The sequence below is a fragment of the Actinomyces mediterranea genome (genome assembly GCF_900155595.1).
Classification (GTDB): domain Bacteria; phylum Actinomycetota; class Actinomycetes; order Actinomycetales; family Actinomycetaceae; genus Pauljensenia; species Pauljensenia mediterranea.
Map to the genome: position 1 here is coordinate 232,798 of NZ_FTPB01000003.1, position 14,360 is coordinate 247,157.

Genomic DNA, 14,360 nt, shown 5'->3' on the forward strand with positions numbered 1-14,360 from the left:
TCATCCTCCATTCGCTCCGTTTTCGGCGAGGCGGAGCAGGTCCCGCTCGGCATCGGTGAGGACATCCGAGCAGAGCCAGCCGTCGGGCAGATGCGGGGTCTTCTCCCCGCCTGCGCGGCCGCGTTTGCCGGTGGCCGCCTGCGGGTAGGGCTGATCGAGGTCGAGACCCGCGAGCATGTCGGACAGCTCGGCGAGGCTCGACACCATGGACAGGGCGTGGCGGGTGGGCCCGCCGACAGCGAACCCTCGCAGATACCAGCCGATGTGTTTGCGCATCTCACGCATCGCACGAGCCTCATCCCCCTGGTCTACGACAACCCACCTCGCGTGCTTCTCGATGATGGCGACGATGTCGCGAAGCGGCGGGTCGGCGAAATCCGGGCCTCCCATCAGGGTCGACACGAGGTCGGTGAAAAGCCAGGGGCGCCCCTGGCAGCCCCGTCCGACGACGACGGCGTCACAGCCGGTCTGGTTCATCATGGCGGCTCCATCCGCGCCGCTGAACACGTCCCCATTGCCCAGGACCGGTACCGTCGCCTCCTCTTTGAGGCGGGCGATGGCCTCCCACCGGGCGGTCCCCGAGTAGTGCTGGGTCTGTGTGCGCGCGTGCAGCGCGATCGCGGCGACGCCGCGTCGCTCGGCCGTCCGGGCGGCGTCGAGGTAGGTGACATGGTCGTCGTCGATGCCGATGCGCATCTTGATGGTGACGGGGACATCGCGCCCGACCGTCCTGCCCGCGTGATCGGCGGCGGAGACGACCGCGTGGATGAGGTCGTCGAAGAGGTCCTTCTTCCACGGCAGTGCCGCTCCCCCGCCCTTGCGGGTCACTTTGGGGACCGGGCAACCGAAGTTGAGGTCGATGTGGTCGGCGAGCCCGCGGTCGATGAGGATACTCGTCGCCCTCGCCATCGTCTGAGGGTCGACGCCGTAGAGCTGAACGGAGCGGACTCTCTCGGCGGGGTCGGGGCGCACCATGTCGAGGGTCCGCGCATTGCCCTCCACGAGGGCGCGCGATGTCACCATCTCCATGACGTAGAGCCCGGCGAGGGCGTCGATACCCGCGACCGGTTCGACCCGGCAGTCGGGGTCGCCGGGGCGCAGCCATGACGGCAGTCCCTTTTCGCCGAGTTCACGGCACAATCTGCGGAAGGGCGCGTCGGTGACTCCCGCCATCGGCGCGAGGACGACGGGAGACCAGACGCGCAGCGGCCCGATCTCCAACGGGGAAACCGGGCCGTGCGCGAGTGACTCGGACACCACTTAGCAGGCTCCGAGATGCTCGATCAGCCAGGTCTTGACCTCAGCGAGCGGGATGCGCTCCTGAGTCATCGTGTCGCGATCGCGCACTGTGACGGCCTGATCTTCAACGGAATCGAAATCGTAGGTGACGCAGTAGGGGGTGCCGATCTCATCCTGACGGCGGTAGCGCCGTCCGACTGCTCCGGCGTCGTCGTATTCGACGTTCCAGATGCCGCGCAGCTCTTGAGCGAGCTCCTTCGCCGGTCCCGTCAGCTGCTCCTTGCGCGACAGCGGGAATACGGCAACCTTGACCGGGGACAGGCGCGGGTCGAGCGTGAGAACCGTGCGCTTGTCGACGCCGCCCTTCGTGTTCGGCGCCTCGTCCTCGTGGTAGGCCTCAATGAGGAACGCCATGAGCGACCGGGTCAGACCTGCGGAGGGCTCGATGACGTAGGGGGTCCAGCGCTCCCCCGTGGCCTGGTCGAAATAGTCGAGTTTGGCGCCCGAATGCTCCGAGTGGGTGGACAGGTCGAAGTCGGTGCGGTTCGCGATGCCCTCGAGTTCACCCCACTCGCCGCCCTGGAATCCGAAGCGGTACTCGATGTCCACGGTGCGCTTGGAGTAGTGGGACAGCTTTTCTTGCGGGTGCTCGTAGAAACGCAGGTTATCAGGATCGATGCCGAGCCCGACGTACCAGTCGCGGCGGTAGTCGATCCAGTACTGGTGCCATTCCTCATCCGTGCCGGGCGCGCAGAAGAACTCAAGCTCCATCTGCTCGAACTCGCGGGTCCGGAAGATGAAGTTGCCCGGCGTGATCTCGTTGCGGAAGGACTTGCCGATCTGACCGATGCCGAACGGCGGCTTCTTACGCGAAGCGGCGGCGACATTCGCGTAGTTGATGAAGATGCCCTGCGCGGTTTCGGGGCGCAGGTAGTGCAGGCCGGCCTCGTCATCGACGGGACCGAGGAATGTCTTGAGGAGGCCAGAGAAGGAGCGAGGCTCGGTCCACGCGCCGGGCTGACCGGTAACGGGATCGGGCACCTGGTCGAGGGTCACGGTATCCGGGTCGAGGCCCTTACGCTCAGCATAGGCCTCGATGAGTTCATCGGCGCGGTAGCGCTTGTGGGTGTGCAGCGATTCGACGAGGGGATCGGTGAAGGCTTTGACATGGCCGGAGGCGACCCAGGTTTCACGCGGCAGGATGACCGAGGAGTCCAAGCCGACGACGTCTTCGCGTCCTCGGACCATGTACTGCCACCACTGCTTCTTGATGTTCTCCTTGAGTTCGACGCCGAGCGGACCGTAGTCCCATGCTGAGCGGGTGCCGCCGTAAATGTCACCGCAGGGGAAAACGAAACCGCGGCGCTTCGCGAGACTGATGACGGACTCGAGGCGAGAAGGGCCCTGTGCCACTTGATGCTCCTTGCACATAATGGCCGCACCTGGCAGGGGCGGCATCGACCCCCTGATCCTATCGAAGATTGCACTCAGCCTTGCATCCCGCCTGTACCCGTGGGCTTTGGTGGGGTTCGGACTTCGTATCGATGCTCGTGCGCCTTACCGACGGGGAGGGGTGTCCTCCTTCACGGTCTCGTCGTGGTGTGGGTGGATATGATCGTGTGTGGTTATGTGTGTCTGAGTGTTGGGGGCTTTTGTGGGCGTTCACTCTTTGGATGATCTGAATGCTTCTGTGGATGTGGTGTGGGATTTTGGTGTGAGCGCGGATTTGGCGGCGAAGCTTGATGCGGCTGCTGGTGAGGTCGAGGGGCAGGTCGGGCGGAGGAGTTCGCGCAAGACCACGTATGGTGCGCATTTCGCTGGCTATTACGCCAGGTTGTGGGCGTATAACGTGGAGACCGCGAATCGGGATGCCGTGTTGCTGGCGGGATCCTTGCGCAACGTCGCCCAGGGTGTGCGTGATTTGGAGGCTGACGCACGGGCCGAACAGGCGCGTATTGACGCGGCCAGGGAGTGGAAGCGTCAGCGGGATGCGCGTTTGGGGTGGGAGAAGTTTGGGGAGACGATCGATGTCTTCCATTTGTTCCATGGTGATGCGGCGCCGCCCAGGGCGGACCCGATCCCGCAAATACACAAGATGTATGATCCTCCGGCACAGGAGGCTCGCAAGCCTTTTGAAGGCAGTAGCGGCGAAGATGTGAGTTCTGCTCTGCCTGATGATCTTCGATCTTTTACTTCGGACGAGCGCGGCGCGAACGACCTGATCCGCAACACGCCTTCCACCCTGTGGGGACTGCTTGAGGATTTCGCTTCGAAGTGCAAGTGGGGCAGCGTGGATGCGGGGGGCGTGATCACCGCTTTCGGGACGTACATCACGTCCAATGACGCTGACTGTGTTCGGTTGGATGCTGTTGCCTCAGCTTTTGAGGCGGCAGGCGGGGCCGGGGTTGTGTCGACGGTCGCAAACTCGGCGATTGCGGCGAGTGTGGCGGCTAGGGGGTGTCTGAGCAGCGTCAAGAGCTTGAGGTGCCGACGGTGCAGGCTATTGGCAGCCCGCCGACCTCGGGGTATTCCAATGATCCGGTCAACACTGCTACCGGCAATTTCGTGGAGAACGAGGAGGATCTGCGTTTTTTGGGGGGCGAGCAGTCTGCTGGGGTGGGCGCGTTCGTACTCCTCGCTCGGTGTGAAGGTGGGTGGGCACGGCCCCGGCTGGTCTTCTTTCGCTGATTCGTGTGTGCGAGTGTCGGACGAGGGCGCGACGTGGACGCAGGTGGATGGTCGTGAGGTTTTCTTCCCGCGCGTGGGTGAGGGTTTTGGTCGCGCCGAGCATGAGAACTACTGGCTGGAAAGTGGCGGCGCAGGGTTTGTGGTGGTGAACAATGCGGGTGCGCGTTGGGAGTTCACTCCCGGTGGGCAGCCGACCTCGTTCACTCTGAGTGAGGGCGCGACGATCTTTTTCGATTATGAGGGCGGCCGCTTGGCGCATATTCGTCACGTGCGTGGTCGTCGGATTAATGTCGAGTGGGATGGGGACCTGATTTGCGCGGTGTGCTCTGATGATGGGCGCCGCATTGAGTACGCGTACGAGGATGGCCGCCTCGTGGCTGCTGGTGGTCCGGCTGGGACGCGGCGCTATGAGTGGGGCGAGCAGGGGTTGATCTGCGCGGTCATTGATGCCGATGGTGTGGTCGAGGCCCGCAACACTTATGACAGTGAAGGCCGCGTGGTCACTCAGTTGTCGCCGTTTGGGCGCCTGACACGGTTCGCGTACCTGCCGGGGCGTGTGAGCGCCATCTCGGATGCGGATGGGTCGCGGTCGAACACGTGGGTGGCTGATGAGCGTGGTCGCCTCGTCGCTGTCACTGACACTGACACTGATGGGAACACGACGAGGCTGTCGTGGGACAGGTGGGGCAACCAGGTGATGGCCCTCGACGCCCAAGGGCGTCGCACCGTGCGCGAGTTCGATGAGCGTGGCCGAATGGTCACCGAGATGCTGCCCAGCGGCGCCATGACCCGCTTGTCGTATGACGAGTTGGATCGTTTGACCTCGACCGTGTCGGTGGAAAATGGTCGTGAGGTGTCGCGGACCACCGTGTCGTACGAGGCCGACCAGTGTCAGCCCAGTGAGATCGTTGATGGCGAGGGCGGGATTACCCGCATGGTGTGGGACGCTGGCTTGTTGGTGGAGGCCACTGACCCGACGGGCGTGCGAGTGTCCTTCGAGTACGACCGCCACGGTGACTTGATCGCCTCGACGGACGGGGCGGGCAATGTCACTCGCGTCGTGCGCGATGAGTATGGGCGGCCCGTGCAGACCGTGACGCCGTTGGGGGCTAGGACCTGCTTTGAGTACGACGAGGCTGACCAGGTGGTCGCGCGCGTGGATCCGGACGGAGGCAGGTGGGCGTACGAGTACTCTGCGGGCGGGCGCCTACGCGCGATTGTCAACCCGTTGGGGGCGCGCACAACTGTGGAGTTCGGCCCCCAGGGCGAACTGTCGGCGACGGTGGATCCGCTGGGCCGTAGGGTCACCCAGGAGTTCGACGACCTGGGTAACGTGTCGCGGGTGAGGCTTCCTGACGGCGCCGTGTGGGAGTTCACCCATGACGCGATGAGCCGCCTGACTCAGACGGTGGATCCCAGCGGTGGGGTGTGGACCCGCGCCTACGACCAGGTGGGCCGCTTGACGCAAATCGCGGACCCCGTTGGCCGACACACCACCTACCACCACGACTCAGCTGCTGGTGAGGTTGAGGTTGGTGACCTGCGTTCGACGAGCGTGGCGCGCATGGACCGGTGGGGCCGACACGTAGCCACCGTGTTACCGGATGGGTCGACGGTGAGCGTCGTCTACGACCGTGCGGGCAGGCCGATCGAATACGTGGATGCCGGAGGCGGGCGCACGACGGTGGAGCGTGATGCGGCGGGGCGTCCCACGCGAGTGCGCAGGCCCACAGGGGCGTCGGTGCGTTACGACTACGACGAGTGTGGGCGCCTGGCAGGTATCACCAACGCTCTGGGGTTCCGGACCGCTCTGGTCTATGACGAGGACTCGCGAGTGGTCGAACGCATCTGGCCCACCGCCGATCGCGAGTGGTTCCGGTACGACCAGTGCGGGCGCGTCACCGCCCATCACCAGCCGGGTGCGGGAACATGGCGGTGGGAGTACGACAAGGCCCGGCGCATCACTCAGACAAAGGACCCCCAGTGGGGGCTGCGTCGCTTCCGCTACGACGAGGCCGACCAGCTCACCGGCGTGACGGGCGGCACCGGCGGGGTCACCTCTTTCGGCTACGACGCCAACGGCCGCGCCACCACCGTCATCGACCCCATGGGGGGAGTGACCCGCCAAACCTTCGACGCGATGGACCGGTGCACATCCGTCACCGACCCCCTGGGCAACACCATGCGCGCCTCCTACGACGCAGCAGGCCGCCTGACACGCAATGTCGACGCCGACGAGCACACGATCGACATCACCTACGAAGGCGACGATTCGAAGACGATCAGCGTTGACGGGCGCCTCTTCTCACGCACCCGCCGCGATGCTGCGGCTCGCACGAGGACGATCGAAGACTTCTCCGACCCGGACTGAAGCGCCCCAGGTTTTGTTCCGCTTCTTTTAGTGGGTGGTCACCGGTGTTGGTGTCCGGCGTTGATTGTAGGTGTGGATGACCTCTTCGGGCGTCTGGTAGCCCAGTGCCTGATGGAGGCGAGCGGTGTTCCACCAGTGCACCCACGACAAGGTCGCAAATTCCACCTCGGCCAGGGACTCCCACTGCCCGGTGTAGATGAGCTCGGTCTTGTACAAGCCGTTGACGGTCTCGGCGAGCGCATTGTCGTAGGAATCCCCCACGGTCCCCGTCGACGCCTTGATCCCCAGGCCCGTGAGCGTGTCGTTGTAGACAATCGAGACGTACTGGGAGCCGTGGTCACTGTGATGCACGAGCCCTTCCAGGTTGCCCCGAGCCTGCGCGATCGCTTGATCGAGAGCTTCGAGCGGTAACGCTTCGGTCTTCATGGACGAGCGTGTCGACCAGCCGACGATCTTGCGGGAGAACACGTCGGTGACGAAGGCCGTGTACACGAACCCGACCTTCGTTCGAACGTAGGTCATGTCGGCGACCCACAGTTGGTTGGGCCGATCAGCCGTGAACTGGCGTTCGACCAGATCTGGGCGCGTGTCTGCCTGCCTGCCCTTGCGGGTGGTGATGGGGGTCCGGCCTCTGCGAACACCACAAATCCCCGCCGTCCGCATGAGCCGGGCGACCTGCTCGCGTCCGACACTCCAACCGGAGCGTTTGAGGGCATGCCACATCTTGCGCACCCCATACACCCTGTAGTTCGCCTCGAAAATCGTGGCGATCTCCCCGATGAGGACGGCATCATTGAGCGAGCGTACCGACGGGGGCCGAGTTTTCGCCGCCCGGTAGCCCCGCGAGGACAGGAACCCGCCGGCGCGTTCACGGTTCAACGTCTGACAGATGAACTCGACAGAAAAACGATCACGATAAGCGTCGATGAAGGCGATCATTTCCGACGTTGGGGGTCGAGTTCCGATGCGAAAAAAGCCGACGCCAACTTCAAGATCTCATTCGTGCGCCGCAGCTCCGCGTTCTCCTTGCGCAGCCGGCGAATCTCTTCACTCTCCGACGTTGACACTCCCGGGCGCGTTCCAGAATCCACTCGGGATTGGACCACCCAGCGCCGAAGAGATTCCCTCGATGTCCCCAGCTTCATCGCGGTATCAGCGATCACGCTCGTCTCAGACGCTCCAGGATCATCCCGAAGACGATCCTCCACAAGGCGCACAGCCCGATCCTGAAACTCTCTCGGATAGTTCCTTGGCATGCGAAATCCTCTCACAACAACCGCGGAACAAAACCTGGGGCGCTTCAAACGCTGTTCCCGGAACAACTCCTCGTTGGGAATACTGGCTGTCTCAGTACTCCTATCTCCGGCCGCGAACGTCAGGCGGCCTATTCAACTACGCCGTACCGAACACAGCAGCACTGCATCGATCTGCAGGCGCTGGAACAGTGGTGGGAATTGTCACGGAAACCGGCAATGACGCCCTCGCGACCCTGCTGCTCGGCGACCTGCGACTGTCTGTGCATATGCGCCCAGCGCTGGCCAGTTCGCAGAGTCTCAGAAGACCGCCCTCATAAAAGGCAACTAACTCCGTAGCGAGTGAGCAGTTGGCGCGCAACGATGTGCGGCTACACGCCGTCCGACACCACTCGCTTCAGTTCGACACCGACGCCTGCGAACGTGCACGCCGCAACGACTCGTCCGACTGCATCGTCCATAGAGATACTCGTCGAATCCGCCAGTGTTTCAAGTCTCTCCCGAATTCCTTTCAGCGGTGACGACCACCCGTGATGAAAGGCGAGTGAATATCGCGGTGGGCGGGCGCGCCATGCGCACCCGCCCACCCGATCACCACAGCCAGGTCTGTGGAGCTCAACCCTTGACGGCGCCCGCCGTCAAGCCGGACACGATGTACTTCTGCAAATACTGGAACAGGGCGATGACCGGGACCGCCGCGACGACCGCTCCTGCGGCGAATACGCCCCACGGCGCGGTTCTCGCGTCAGCGACCCAGTTGTACATGCCCACCGCGAGGGTGAATTGCTCGGGCTGCTGAAGGACCACCTTCGCGATGACGAAGTCGCCGAAGCTGGAGATGAAACTCAGCAGGGAGACGACGGCGAGGACGGGCAGCACTAGCGGCATGATGATCGTCCAGAAGGTCTGGGCGTGGGAGCATCCGTCGATCTCCGCAGCCTCGTCGAGTTCGCGGGGGATCGAGTTGAAGAAGCCGTACAGGAGGAAGGTATTCGACCCGAGGGCGCCACCCAGGTAGACGGCGACCAGGCCAAGCTTCGAGTTGAGCCCGATGATCGGGAAGACGTCCTGAATGCCCAAGAGTAGCAGATAGAGCGCCACGAAGGCGAGCATCTGCGGGAACATCTGGACAAGGAGGAGGAAGGTGAGGGTTCCCCGCCGCCCCTTGAAGCGGTAGCGGCTGAAGGCGTAGGCCGCCGCCGCTCCCATGAGGACCGTACCGATCGCGGTGATGGACGAGACGATGAGGGAGTTGACGATCCAACTCCAGTACGGGGTATCGGCGAGCGACGTGTAGTTGTCGAACGAGACAGTGCGGAACAGCTGATTCGACCCGGTGAGCGTCGCATTGGGCACGAGCGACACCGACAACACGTACGCGAGGGGGATCACGCAGTAGATGATGACGAGGACGCCGACGACATGGCGCCAACCGACCTCAGCGATCCACCGCCACCCGGTGAGGGAGGTGTGGAGCTTCGCTTTCTTATTCGTTGCAGGAGCAGACATCACAGTTCCTCCAATGCCTTGGTCTGACGGAAGCCGAGCCATGCGATGACGCCGACGACGATGAAGATGACGATCGACATGGCGGATGCGAGGCCGTAGTCGGGCCTACCCCCCGCGAACGCGATCTTGTACACCATCGAGATGAGGATGTCCGTCTCACCGACGGGCACCGACAGGCCCGGATAGTTGGGGCCTCCGCCCGTCAGCATGTAGATGAGGGAGAAGTTGTTGAAGTTGAACGCGAAGGAGGCGATGAGTAGGGGAACCGTCGATTGGAGGACCAGTGGCAGTTTCACCGACCAGACGGTGCGCAGCGGGCCCGCACCGTCGATCTTCGCCGCTTCCATACAGTCGCTCGGCAGCGACTGGAGCGCCCCCATGCACACGAGGAACATATAGGGGAAGCCGAGCCACAGATTGACTCCGAGGATTGCGATTTTCGCGAGGAATCCGTCGGTGAGCCATGGGATCTGCGCCCCGCCGAGGATCACCTGGTTGAGGAAGCCGTAGTCCTCGTTGAGCATGCCCCGCCACACGAGAGTCGCAAGGAAGGCCGGGAAGGCGTAGGGCAGGATGAGCAGGGACTGGTAGATCCTGCGGCCCTTGACGCGCGTGTCCGCGAAGACGAGAGCGAGGAAGAGGCCGAAGACGAAGGTCGTCAGAACGGAGAGCACCGCGAAGGCGAAGGACCACGCGAGTGCTTTGACGAAGGGGCCTGCGAGGTCGGCACTGGTTAAAATATTGGCGTAATTCGCCCCTCCGATGAACACGCGCCAGCCGGGGGCGAGTTCCTCACCCGCGTCGGAGACGAAGACTCCCTTGTCCTCCGCTGCGGTGTAGACGACGCCGGTCTCGGTGTTCGTCATCGTGTCGGCGGCCTCATCGTAGACGAGGATGGATTTTGCGGCGTATCCGCGTGATCCGTCAGGGGTCACGTAGAAGCCGTCATTGGGATCGTCTGAGATGTGGACCGCGAGTGCGGCCACTTCGCTCTGGCGTGCGACGAGCCCCGCGAAGTCGAGGATCGTCTCGCCGGGTATCTCGGTGATGGCGGTCGACGTCGCTTTCGCGCCCTTCACCTTTTCGAGAGGGGTGTCCCCATCGCCGACGAGGACGTCGCCGCTAGCGGGGTCGACGATGGCGAGGGCGAGTTCGTGTCCGCGGTCGAGGACGGCGACGGGAACGTCGACGGCTCCCTCCGCCCTCGTCTGGTTCTGCATGAGGATCGCCTCAATGGCGTCGGACTTCGTCGAATTGTGGCCCTGTCCGTAGTTCGTCATGGACACATATCCGGTGTATCCCATGACGAAGACTTGGTAGATGAGGAGGAAGACCATGCCGGGGACGAGGTACTTGGCGGGGATCATCCGCTTTGAGAAGTACACGTAGTTGACCGCGACGAGGAGGACGGCCAGGACGGCGACGCTCACCCAGGAGCGGACGAGGAGGGCAGTGACGATGCCATAGATGCCGAGGGCGTCGATGAGCATCATGAGCACGAGCTTGATGACGAAACCGGGTCGGGTGACGTCTCGCGCGTGTGATGGACGGTAGGTCGGTTGTTCATCCGCTTGGGCGGAGGATGTGGGACTCATACGATCACTTCAACAATCTTCGAGGAGGGTTCGTGCGGTGCTGCGGAACCGGTCCGCCTGATGACGACCCGGGTGTACAGAGTCCCGGACGCGTGTGGATGCGCCCGGGACGCCGACATGCAGGCTCAGATCACTTATTGATCGCCTTGTCGATATTGGACACCATGGTGGCCCAGCCTTCAGCGGGGGCCTCCTTACCGGTGACGATATTGCCCTCGGTGGCGCCCCAGAACTCCCACACGGAGCCCATCTCGGGGATCGCGGGCATCGGGACGCCTCTGCCGGCGACCTCAGCGATGCCCCGGATGGTCGGGTTGTCGATCGCTTCAGCGACCTTGGTCATCGCGGGGACGCGGCCGCCGAGCTCGTAGAGCTTCTGCTGGCCTTCTTCAGAGCCGACGTACTTCATGAACTCGTTGACGAGCAGCTGGTTCTGAGTCTTCGCGGAGGGGAAGAACGCCTGGACACCGACGAAGGGCTGAGCCTCCTGGCCGCCTGCGGAGGGGATCGGGAGGATTTCGACATCCATGCCCGCTTCTTCGAAGGCGGTGATATTCCAGGGGCCGGTCACCATGTAGGCTGCTTTGCCGTCGAGGAAGGTCTGCTTGGCGATATCAGCGGTGACGGACATGTCAAGGACGCCCGCATCCCCCTGAGCCTTGAGCCATTCCGCAAACTTGGTGCCGTTGTCGCCGCCGAGCGCGAGTTCCTTGGTGTAGGAGCCGTCCGCCTCCTGCTTGAAGACGGGTGCTCCGAAGGAGGTCTGGAAGGCGTACATGTGGTACGGGTCGAGCTGGCCGTTCTCGCCGGCCTGGACGATGAATGGGCGCTCAGCGCCCGATGCTTTGCCCGAGGCGATCATCTCGTCGAAGGTCGTCGGGGTGTCAGTGGTGAGGGCATTGTTGCGAATGAGCGCAACGGATTCGATGGCGTAGGGCATGCCGTAGGTCTGGCCGCCGTAGGTGATGCCCTGAACGGCGGACTCGGAGAGCAGACCCTTGGATGCACCCAGGTCGACGGTTCCGACGACGCCATTGGCGATGAGGCCGCCGAGGCGGTCGTGTGCGGTGATCATGACGTCAGGACCGTTGCCGGTCGGCACCTGGGTGATGAACTCCTCGTTCATGTCGGCTTCGGACTTCTGGACGACATTGAGGTCGATCTTGGTCGCCGCGGTAAAGTCCTTGGCGAGGTCCTGCATCTGGGAGTAGCGGGTGTCGTCCGCCCAGATTGTCAAGGTGCCGACCGCATCCGCAACGGCGGTATCGGTTGCGCTGGATTCTGTCTTGGTGGAGGCATTCTGGGTGCCGCCGCAGGCTGCAAGGGTGGCAGCGAGGGTCAGTGCGCCGAATGCTGCAATGCCACGTCGCATGTTCAACTCCTGGTTGTTGAGGGGACCCGTTCGCCGTCATCGGCGATCGGCTTGCCGTCACTGTAGACGGTTGCCGATAATTTCTGCAATGGGTTTCAGAGGATTTCAAAAAAGTGTTACCTTTGTGACCGTCAGCGAGCGTCTGATCTCCCACATGCTTCGGAGGTTGTTTCGGTGTCAACGCACAGGACACGAATGGCCGACATCGCGGCGCACGCAGGCGTCTCGACCGCGACTGTTTCACGGGTGTTCAACGGCGTCGGGCAGGTGTCGAAGGAGACGAAGCTGCGTGTGCTCACAGCGATCGACCAGCTCGGCTACGAGCGCCCTTCCCCCGAGATGCACGACGCCAAACCGGTCATCGGGATCATCCTTCCCGAGTTGACGAATCCCATTTTCGCCTCCTATGCGCACGCGTTCCACACGGAGATTTCGCATGCGGGCGGCGTCGCGCACATCGCCTCACAGACTCCGGGAACAGCCTCGGAGGACGCCCACATCGCAGCATTCATCAACCGCGGCGTCTCCGGCCTCGTCTTCATCTCGGGGCGCCATGCCGACTATCAGGCGGACCTCAGCCGCTACCACGAGTTGACCCGGCGCTCAGTCCCGTTCGTCACAATCAACGGCGCCCGCCCTGAGATCGCCGCCCCGGATTTCTCGACGGGGGACGACATCGGCATCCGCGTCGCCGTCAGCCACCTGCGCGCCCTCGGGCATACGCGCATCGCCCTCTTGGGGGGACAGACCCACCTCGTCCCGGCGCGCCGCAAGGCCGACGCCTTCCGGTCGGTCATGATGAGCGAGTATTCCACCGCCGCCCCCACTGTCGTCGAGACGTTCTACACCTACGAGGCGGCGGCATCGGCGGCGCGTGCACTCCTCGCGTCGGGGGCGACCGCGATCATCGCCGGTTCCGACATCCAAGCGCTCGGGGCGATCCAGACGATCTCCTTCACGGGGCTGACCGTACCCGGCGACGTCTCCGTCGTCGGCTTCGACGACTCGGTGCTCATGAGCCACCTCGCCCCCCCGCTCACAACGATCCACCAGCCCGTTCAGGCGATCACCGCCGCCGCGGTCCAGTCGCTGATGAGTTCCATCACGACGAAGGCACCACAGGAACATGTGGACTACGTGTACACGCCGGATCTCGTGGTTCGCGCCTCCACGGGGCCCGTCCATGATCAGAGTTGACGTTCGTCGACGGATTGACAATCGCCTCCCAACTATTTGAGAATGGTTCGCATGAAGACGTCACCCCTCCTCCCTGCGCTCATCGCCACTTCGACCCTGGCTCTCGCCGCTTGCACGCAGGGCGCCGCACCGGAGCAGTCGGTCTCCCAGACCGGCGGCGTGCTCCACGTCGCAGCCTCGTTCTACCCCCTCAAATACCTCACCGAGTCCATCGGCTCCGACCTCGTGGAAGTCACCTCTCTGACCCCTGATGGCGCTGAACCGCACGATCTCGAACTCTCCCCCTCCGCCGTGGCCTCCCTGGGAACGACCGACGCAGTCGTCTACCTCGCCGGCTTCCAAAAGGCCGTTGACGACGCCATCGCTCAGAACTCTCCGAAGACCGTCATCGATGTCTCCTCAGCGGTCCAGCTCGTTGACGCGCATGACGCCGGGAATCATCAGCACGACGCTCATGAAGACGGGGACGACCACGGCCACGAGACCCAGTCGGGCGCACACACGGATGAACACGCCGATAAGCACGACCACGCCGCCGAATCGGACGAGCGTGCCGACCACCACCACGATATGGCGACGGACCCCCACTTCTGGCTCGACCCCAAACGCATGGGACAGGCGGCGACCGTTATCGGCCAGGCCCTCGCCAAAGCCGATCCTGCCAATGCGCAGACCTACACCGCGAATGCCGCAGTGGTCGCGAAGTCGATGGATGATCTGTCGACCGAACTCGTCTCCGGTACTGCGACATGCGAACACACAACATTCGTCACCGCCCATGCTGCTTTCGGGTATCTCGCAGACCGCACCGGCCTCACACAGGTGGGGATCTCCGGCCTCGACCCCGACTCCTCTCCCTCTCCCGCGCGCCTCAAAGAAATCTCGGATCTCGTCAAGGCTAAAGGACTGACAACAATTTTCACCGAGGCTCTCATCGATCCGAAAGTCGAGAAGACCCTCGCTGACGACCTGGGGATCACCACGGCCGTCCTCGATCCGATCGAAAGCCAGGTCGATCCTGAGAAGGACTACGCTGCAGTCATGAGAGATAACATCGCAGCATTGCGAACGGCGCTGAACTGCAAGTGAGCAGCGCCCTCGAATACTCGGCAGCGGGTACCCCTGGGGTGGGGGTA

9 protein-coding genes are annotated in these 14,360 nt (G+C 63.5%); 3 read left to right on the top strand and 6 right to left on the bottom strand.

Features of this window, described 5'->3' with window-relative positions:
- Together dusB and BQ7471_RS02175 are read right to left on the bottom strand one after the other, a co-directional pair.
- Positions 1-1,215, bottom strand: coding sequence for a tRNA dihydrouridine synthase DusB (gene dusB / locus BQ7471_RS02170; protein WP_076464383.1), 1,215 nt, complete (start codon positions 1,213-1,215; stop codon positions 1-3).
- A 45-nt stretch (positions 1,216-1,260) separates the two neighbouring features.
- A complete protein-coding gene (locus BQ7471_RS02175) occupies positions 1,261-2,652 on the bottom strand; it encodes a glycine--tRNA ligase (protein WP_076463872.1) in 1,392 nt (463 codons plus the stop codon).
- A gap of 1,120 nt (positions 2,653-3,772) precedes the next feature.
- Between BQ7471_RS02175 and BQ7471_RS02180 the strand changes: the two genes are divergently transcribed.
- Complete coding sequence (locus BQ7471_RS02180; protein WP_268874454.1) at positions 3,773-6,298, top strand: DUF6531 domain-containing protein; 2,526 nt, start codon at positions 3,773-3,775, stop codon at positions 6,296-6,298.
- A 27-nt stretch (positions 6,299-6,325) separates the two neighbouring features.
- On the opposite strand, the gene BQ7471_RS02185 is transcribed toward BQ7471_RS02180, so the two are convergent.
- From BQ7471_RS02185 to BQ7471_RS02205, 4 genes are all read right to left on the bottom strand, one after another.
- Positions 6,326-7,554 (bottom strand): IS3 family transposase gene (locus tag BQ7471_RS02185; protein WP_129583316.1). Its coding sequence is split into 2 segments (ribosomal slippage): positions 6,326-7,263 and positions 7,263-7,554, totalling 1,230 coding nucleotides; the frame shifts between segments, so codons are not numbered across the junction.
- Between the two features lie 612 nt (positions 7,555-8,166).
- Complete coding sequence (locus tag BQ7471_RS02195; protein WP_076463879.1) at positions 8,167-9,060, bottom strand: sugar ABC transporter permease; 894 nt, start codon at positions 9,058-9,060, stop codon at positions 8,167-8,169.
- Positions 9,060-10,655 (bottom strand): ABC transporter permease subunit, encoded by a 1,596-nt coding sequence (locus BQ7471_RS02200; RefSeq protein WP_076463881.1) that lies wholly within the window; start codon positions 10,653-10,655, stop codon positions 9,060-9,062. The genes BQ7471_RS02195 and BQ7471_RS02200 overlap by 1 nt, the downstream gene beginning before the upstream one ends.
- Positions 10,656-10,785: 130 nt before the next feature.
- Positions 10,786-12,027 (bottom strand): sugar ABC transporter substrate-binding protein, encoded by a 1,242-nt coding sequence (locus tag BQ7471_RS02205; protein WP_076463883.1) that lies wholly within the window; start codon positions 12,025-12,027, stop codon positions 10,786-10,788.
- A gap of 174 nt (positions 12,028-12,201) precedes the next feature.
- On the opposite strand from BQ7471_RS02205, the gene BQ7471_RS02210 reads away from it, so the two are divergent.
- Positions 12,202-13,224, top strand: a complete 1,023-nt coding sequence (locus tag BQ7471_RS02210) for a LacI family DNA-binding transcriptional regulator (RefSeq protein ID WP_076463885.1) — start codon at positions 12,202-12,204, stop codon at positions 13,222-13,224.
- A 42-nt stretch (positions 13,225-13,266) separates the two neighbouring features.
- Positions 13,267-14,313: a metal ABC transporter solute-binding protein, Zn/Mn family gene (locus tag BQ7471_RS02215; RefSeq protein ID WP_076463887.1), complete on the top strand. Its 1,047-nt coding sequence runs from the start codon at positions 13,267-13,269 to the stop codon at positions 14,311-14,313.
- The last annotated feature ends 47 nt before the right edge of the window (positions 14,314-14,360 follow it).

What these genes read in the sequence shown, in the direction of transcription:
- BQ7471_RS02180 (WP_268874454.1), top strand. Translation starts at nt 3,773, where the DNA reads ATGATCCGGTCAACACTGCTACCGGCAATTTCGTGGAGAACGAGGAGG.
- BQ7471_RS02195 (WP_076463879.1), bottom strand. Translation starts at nt 9,060, where the DNA reads ATGTCTGCTCCTGCAACGAATAAGAAAGCGAAGCTCCACACCTCCCTC.
- BQ7471_RS02200 (WP_076463881.1), bottom strand. Translation starts at nt 10,655, where the DNA reads ATGAGTCCCACATCCTCCGCCCAAGCGGATGAACAACCGACCTACCGT.
- BQ7471_RS02205 (WP_076463883.1), bottom strand. Translation starts at nt 12,027, where the DNA reads ATGCGACGTGGCATTGCAGCATTCGGCGCACTGACCCTCGCTGCCACC.
- BQ7471_RS02215 (WP_076463887.1), top strand. Translation starts at nt 13,267, where the DNA reads ATGGTTCGCATGAAGACGTCACCCCTCCTCCCTGCGCTCATCGCCACT.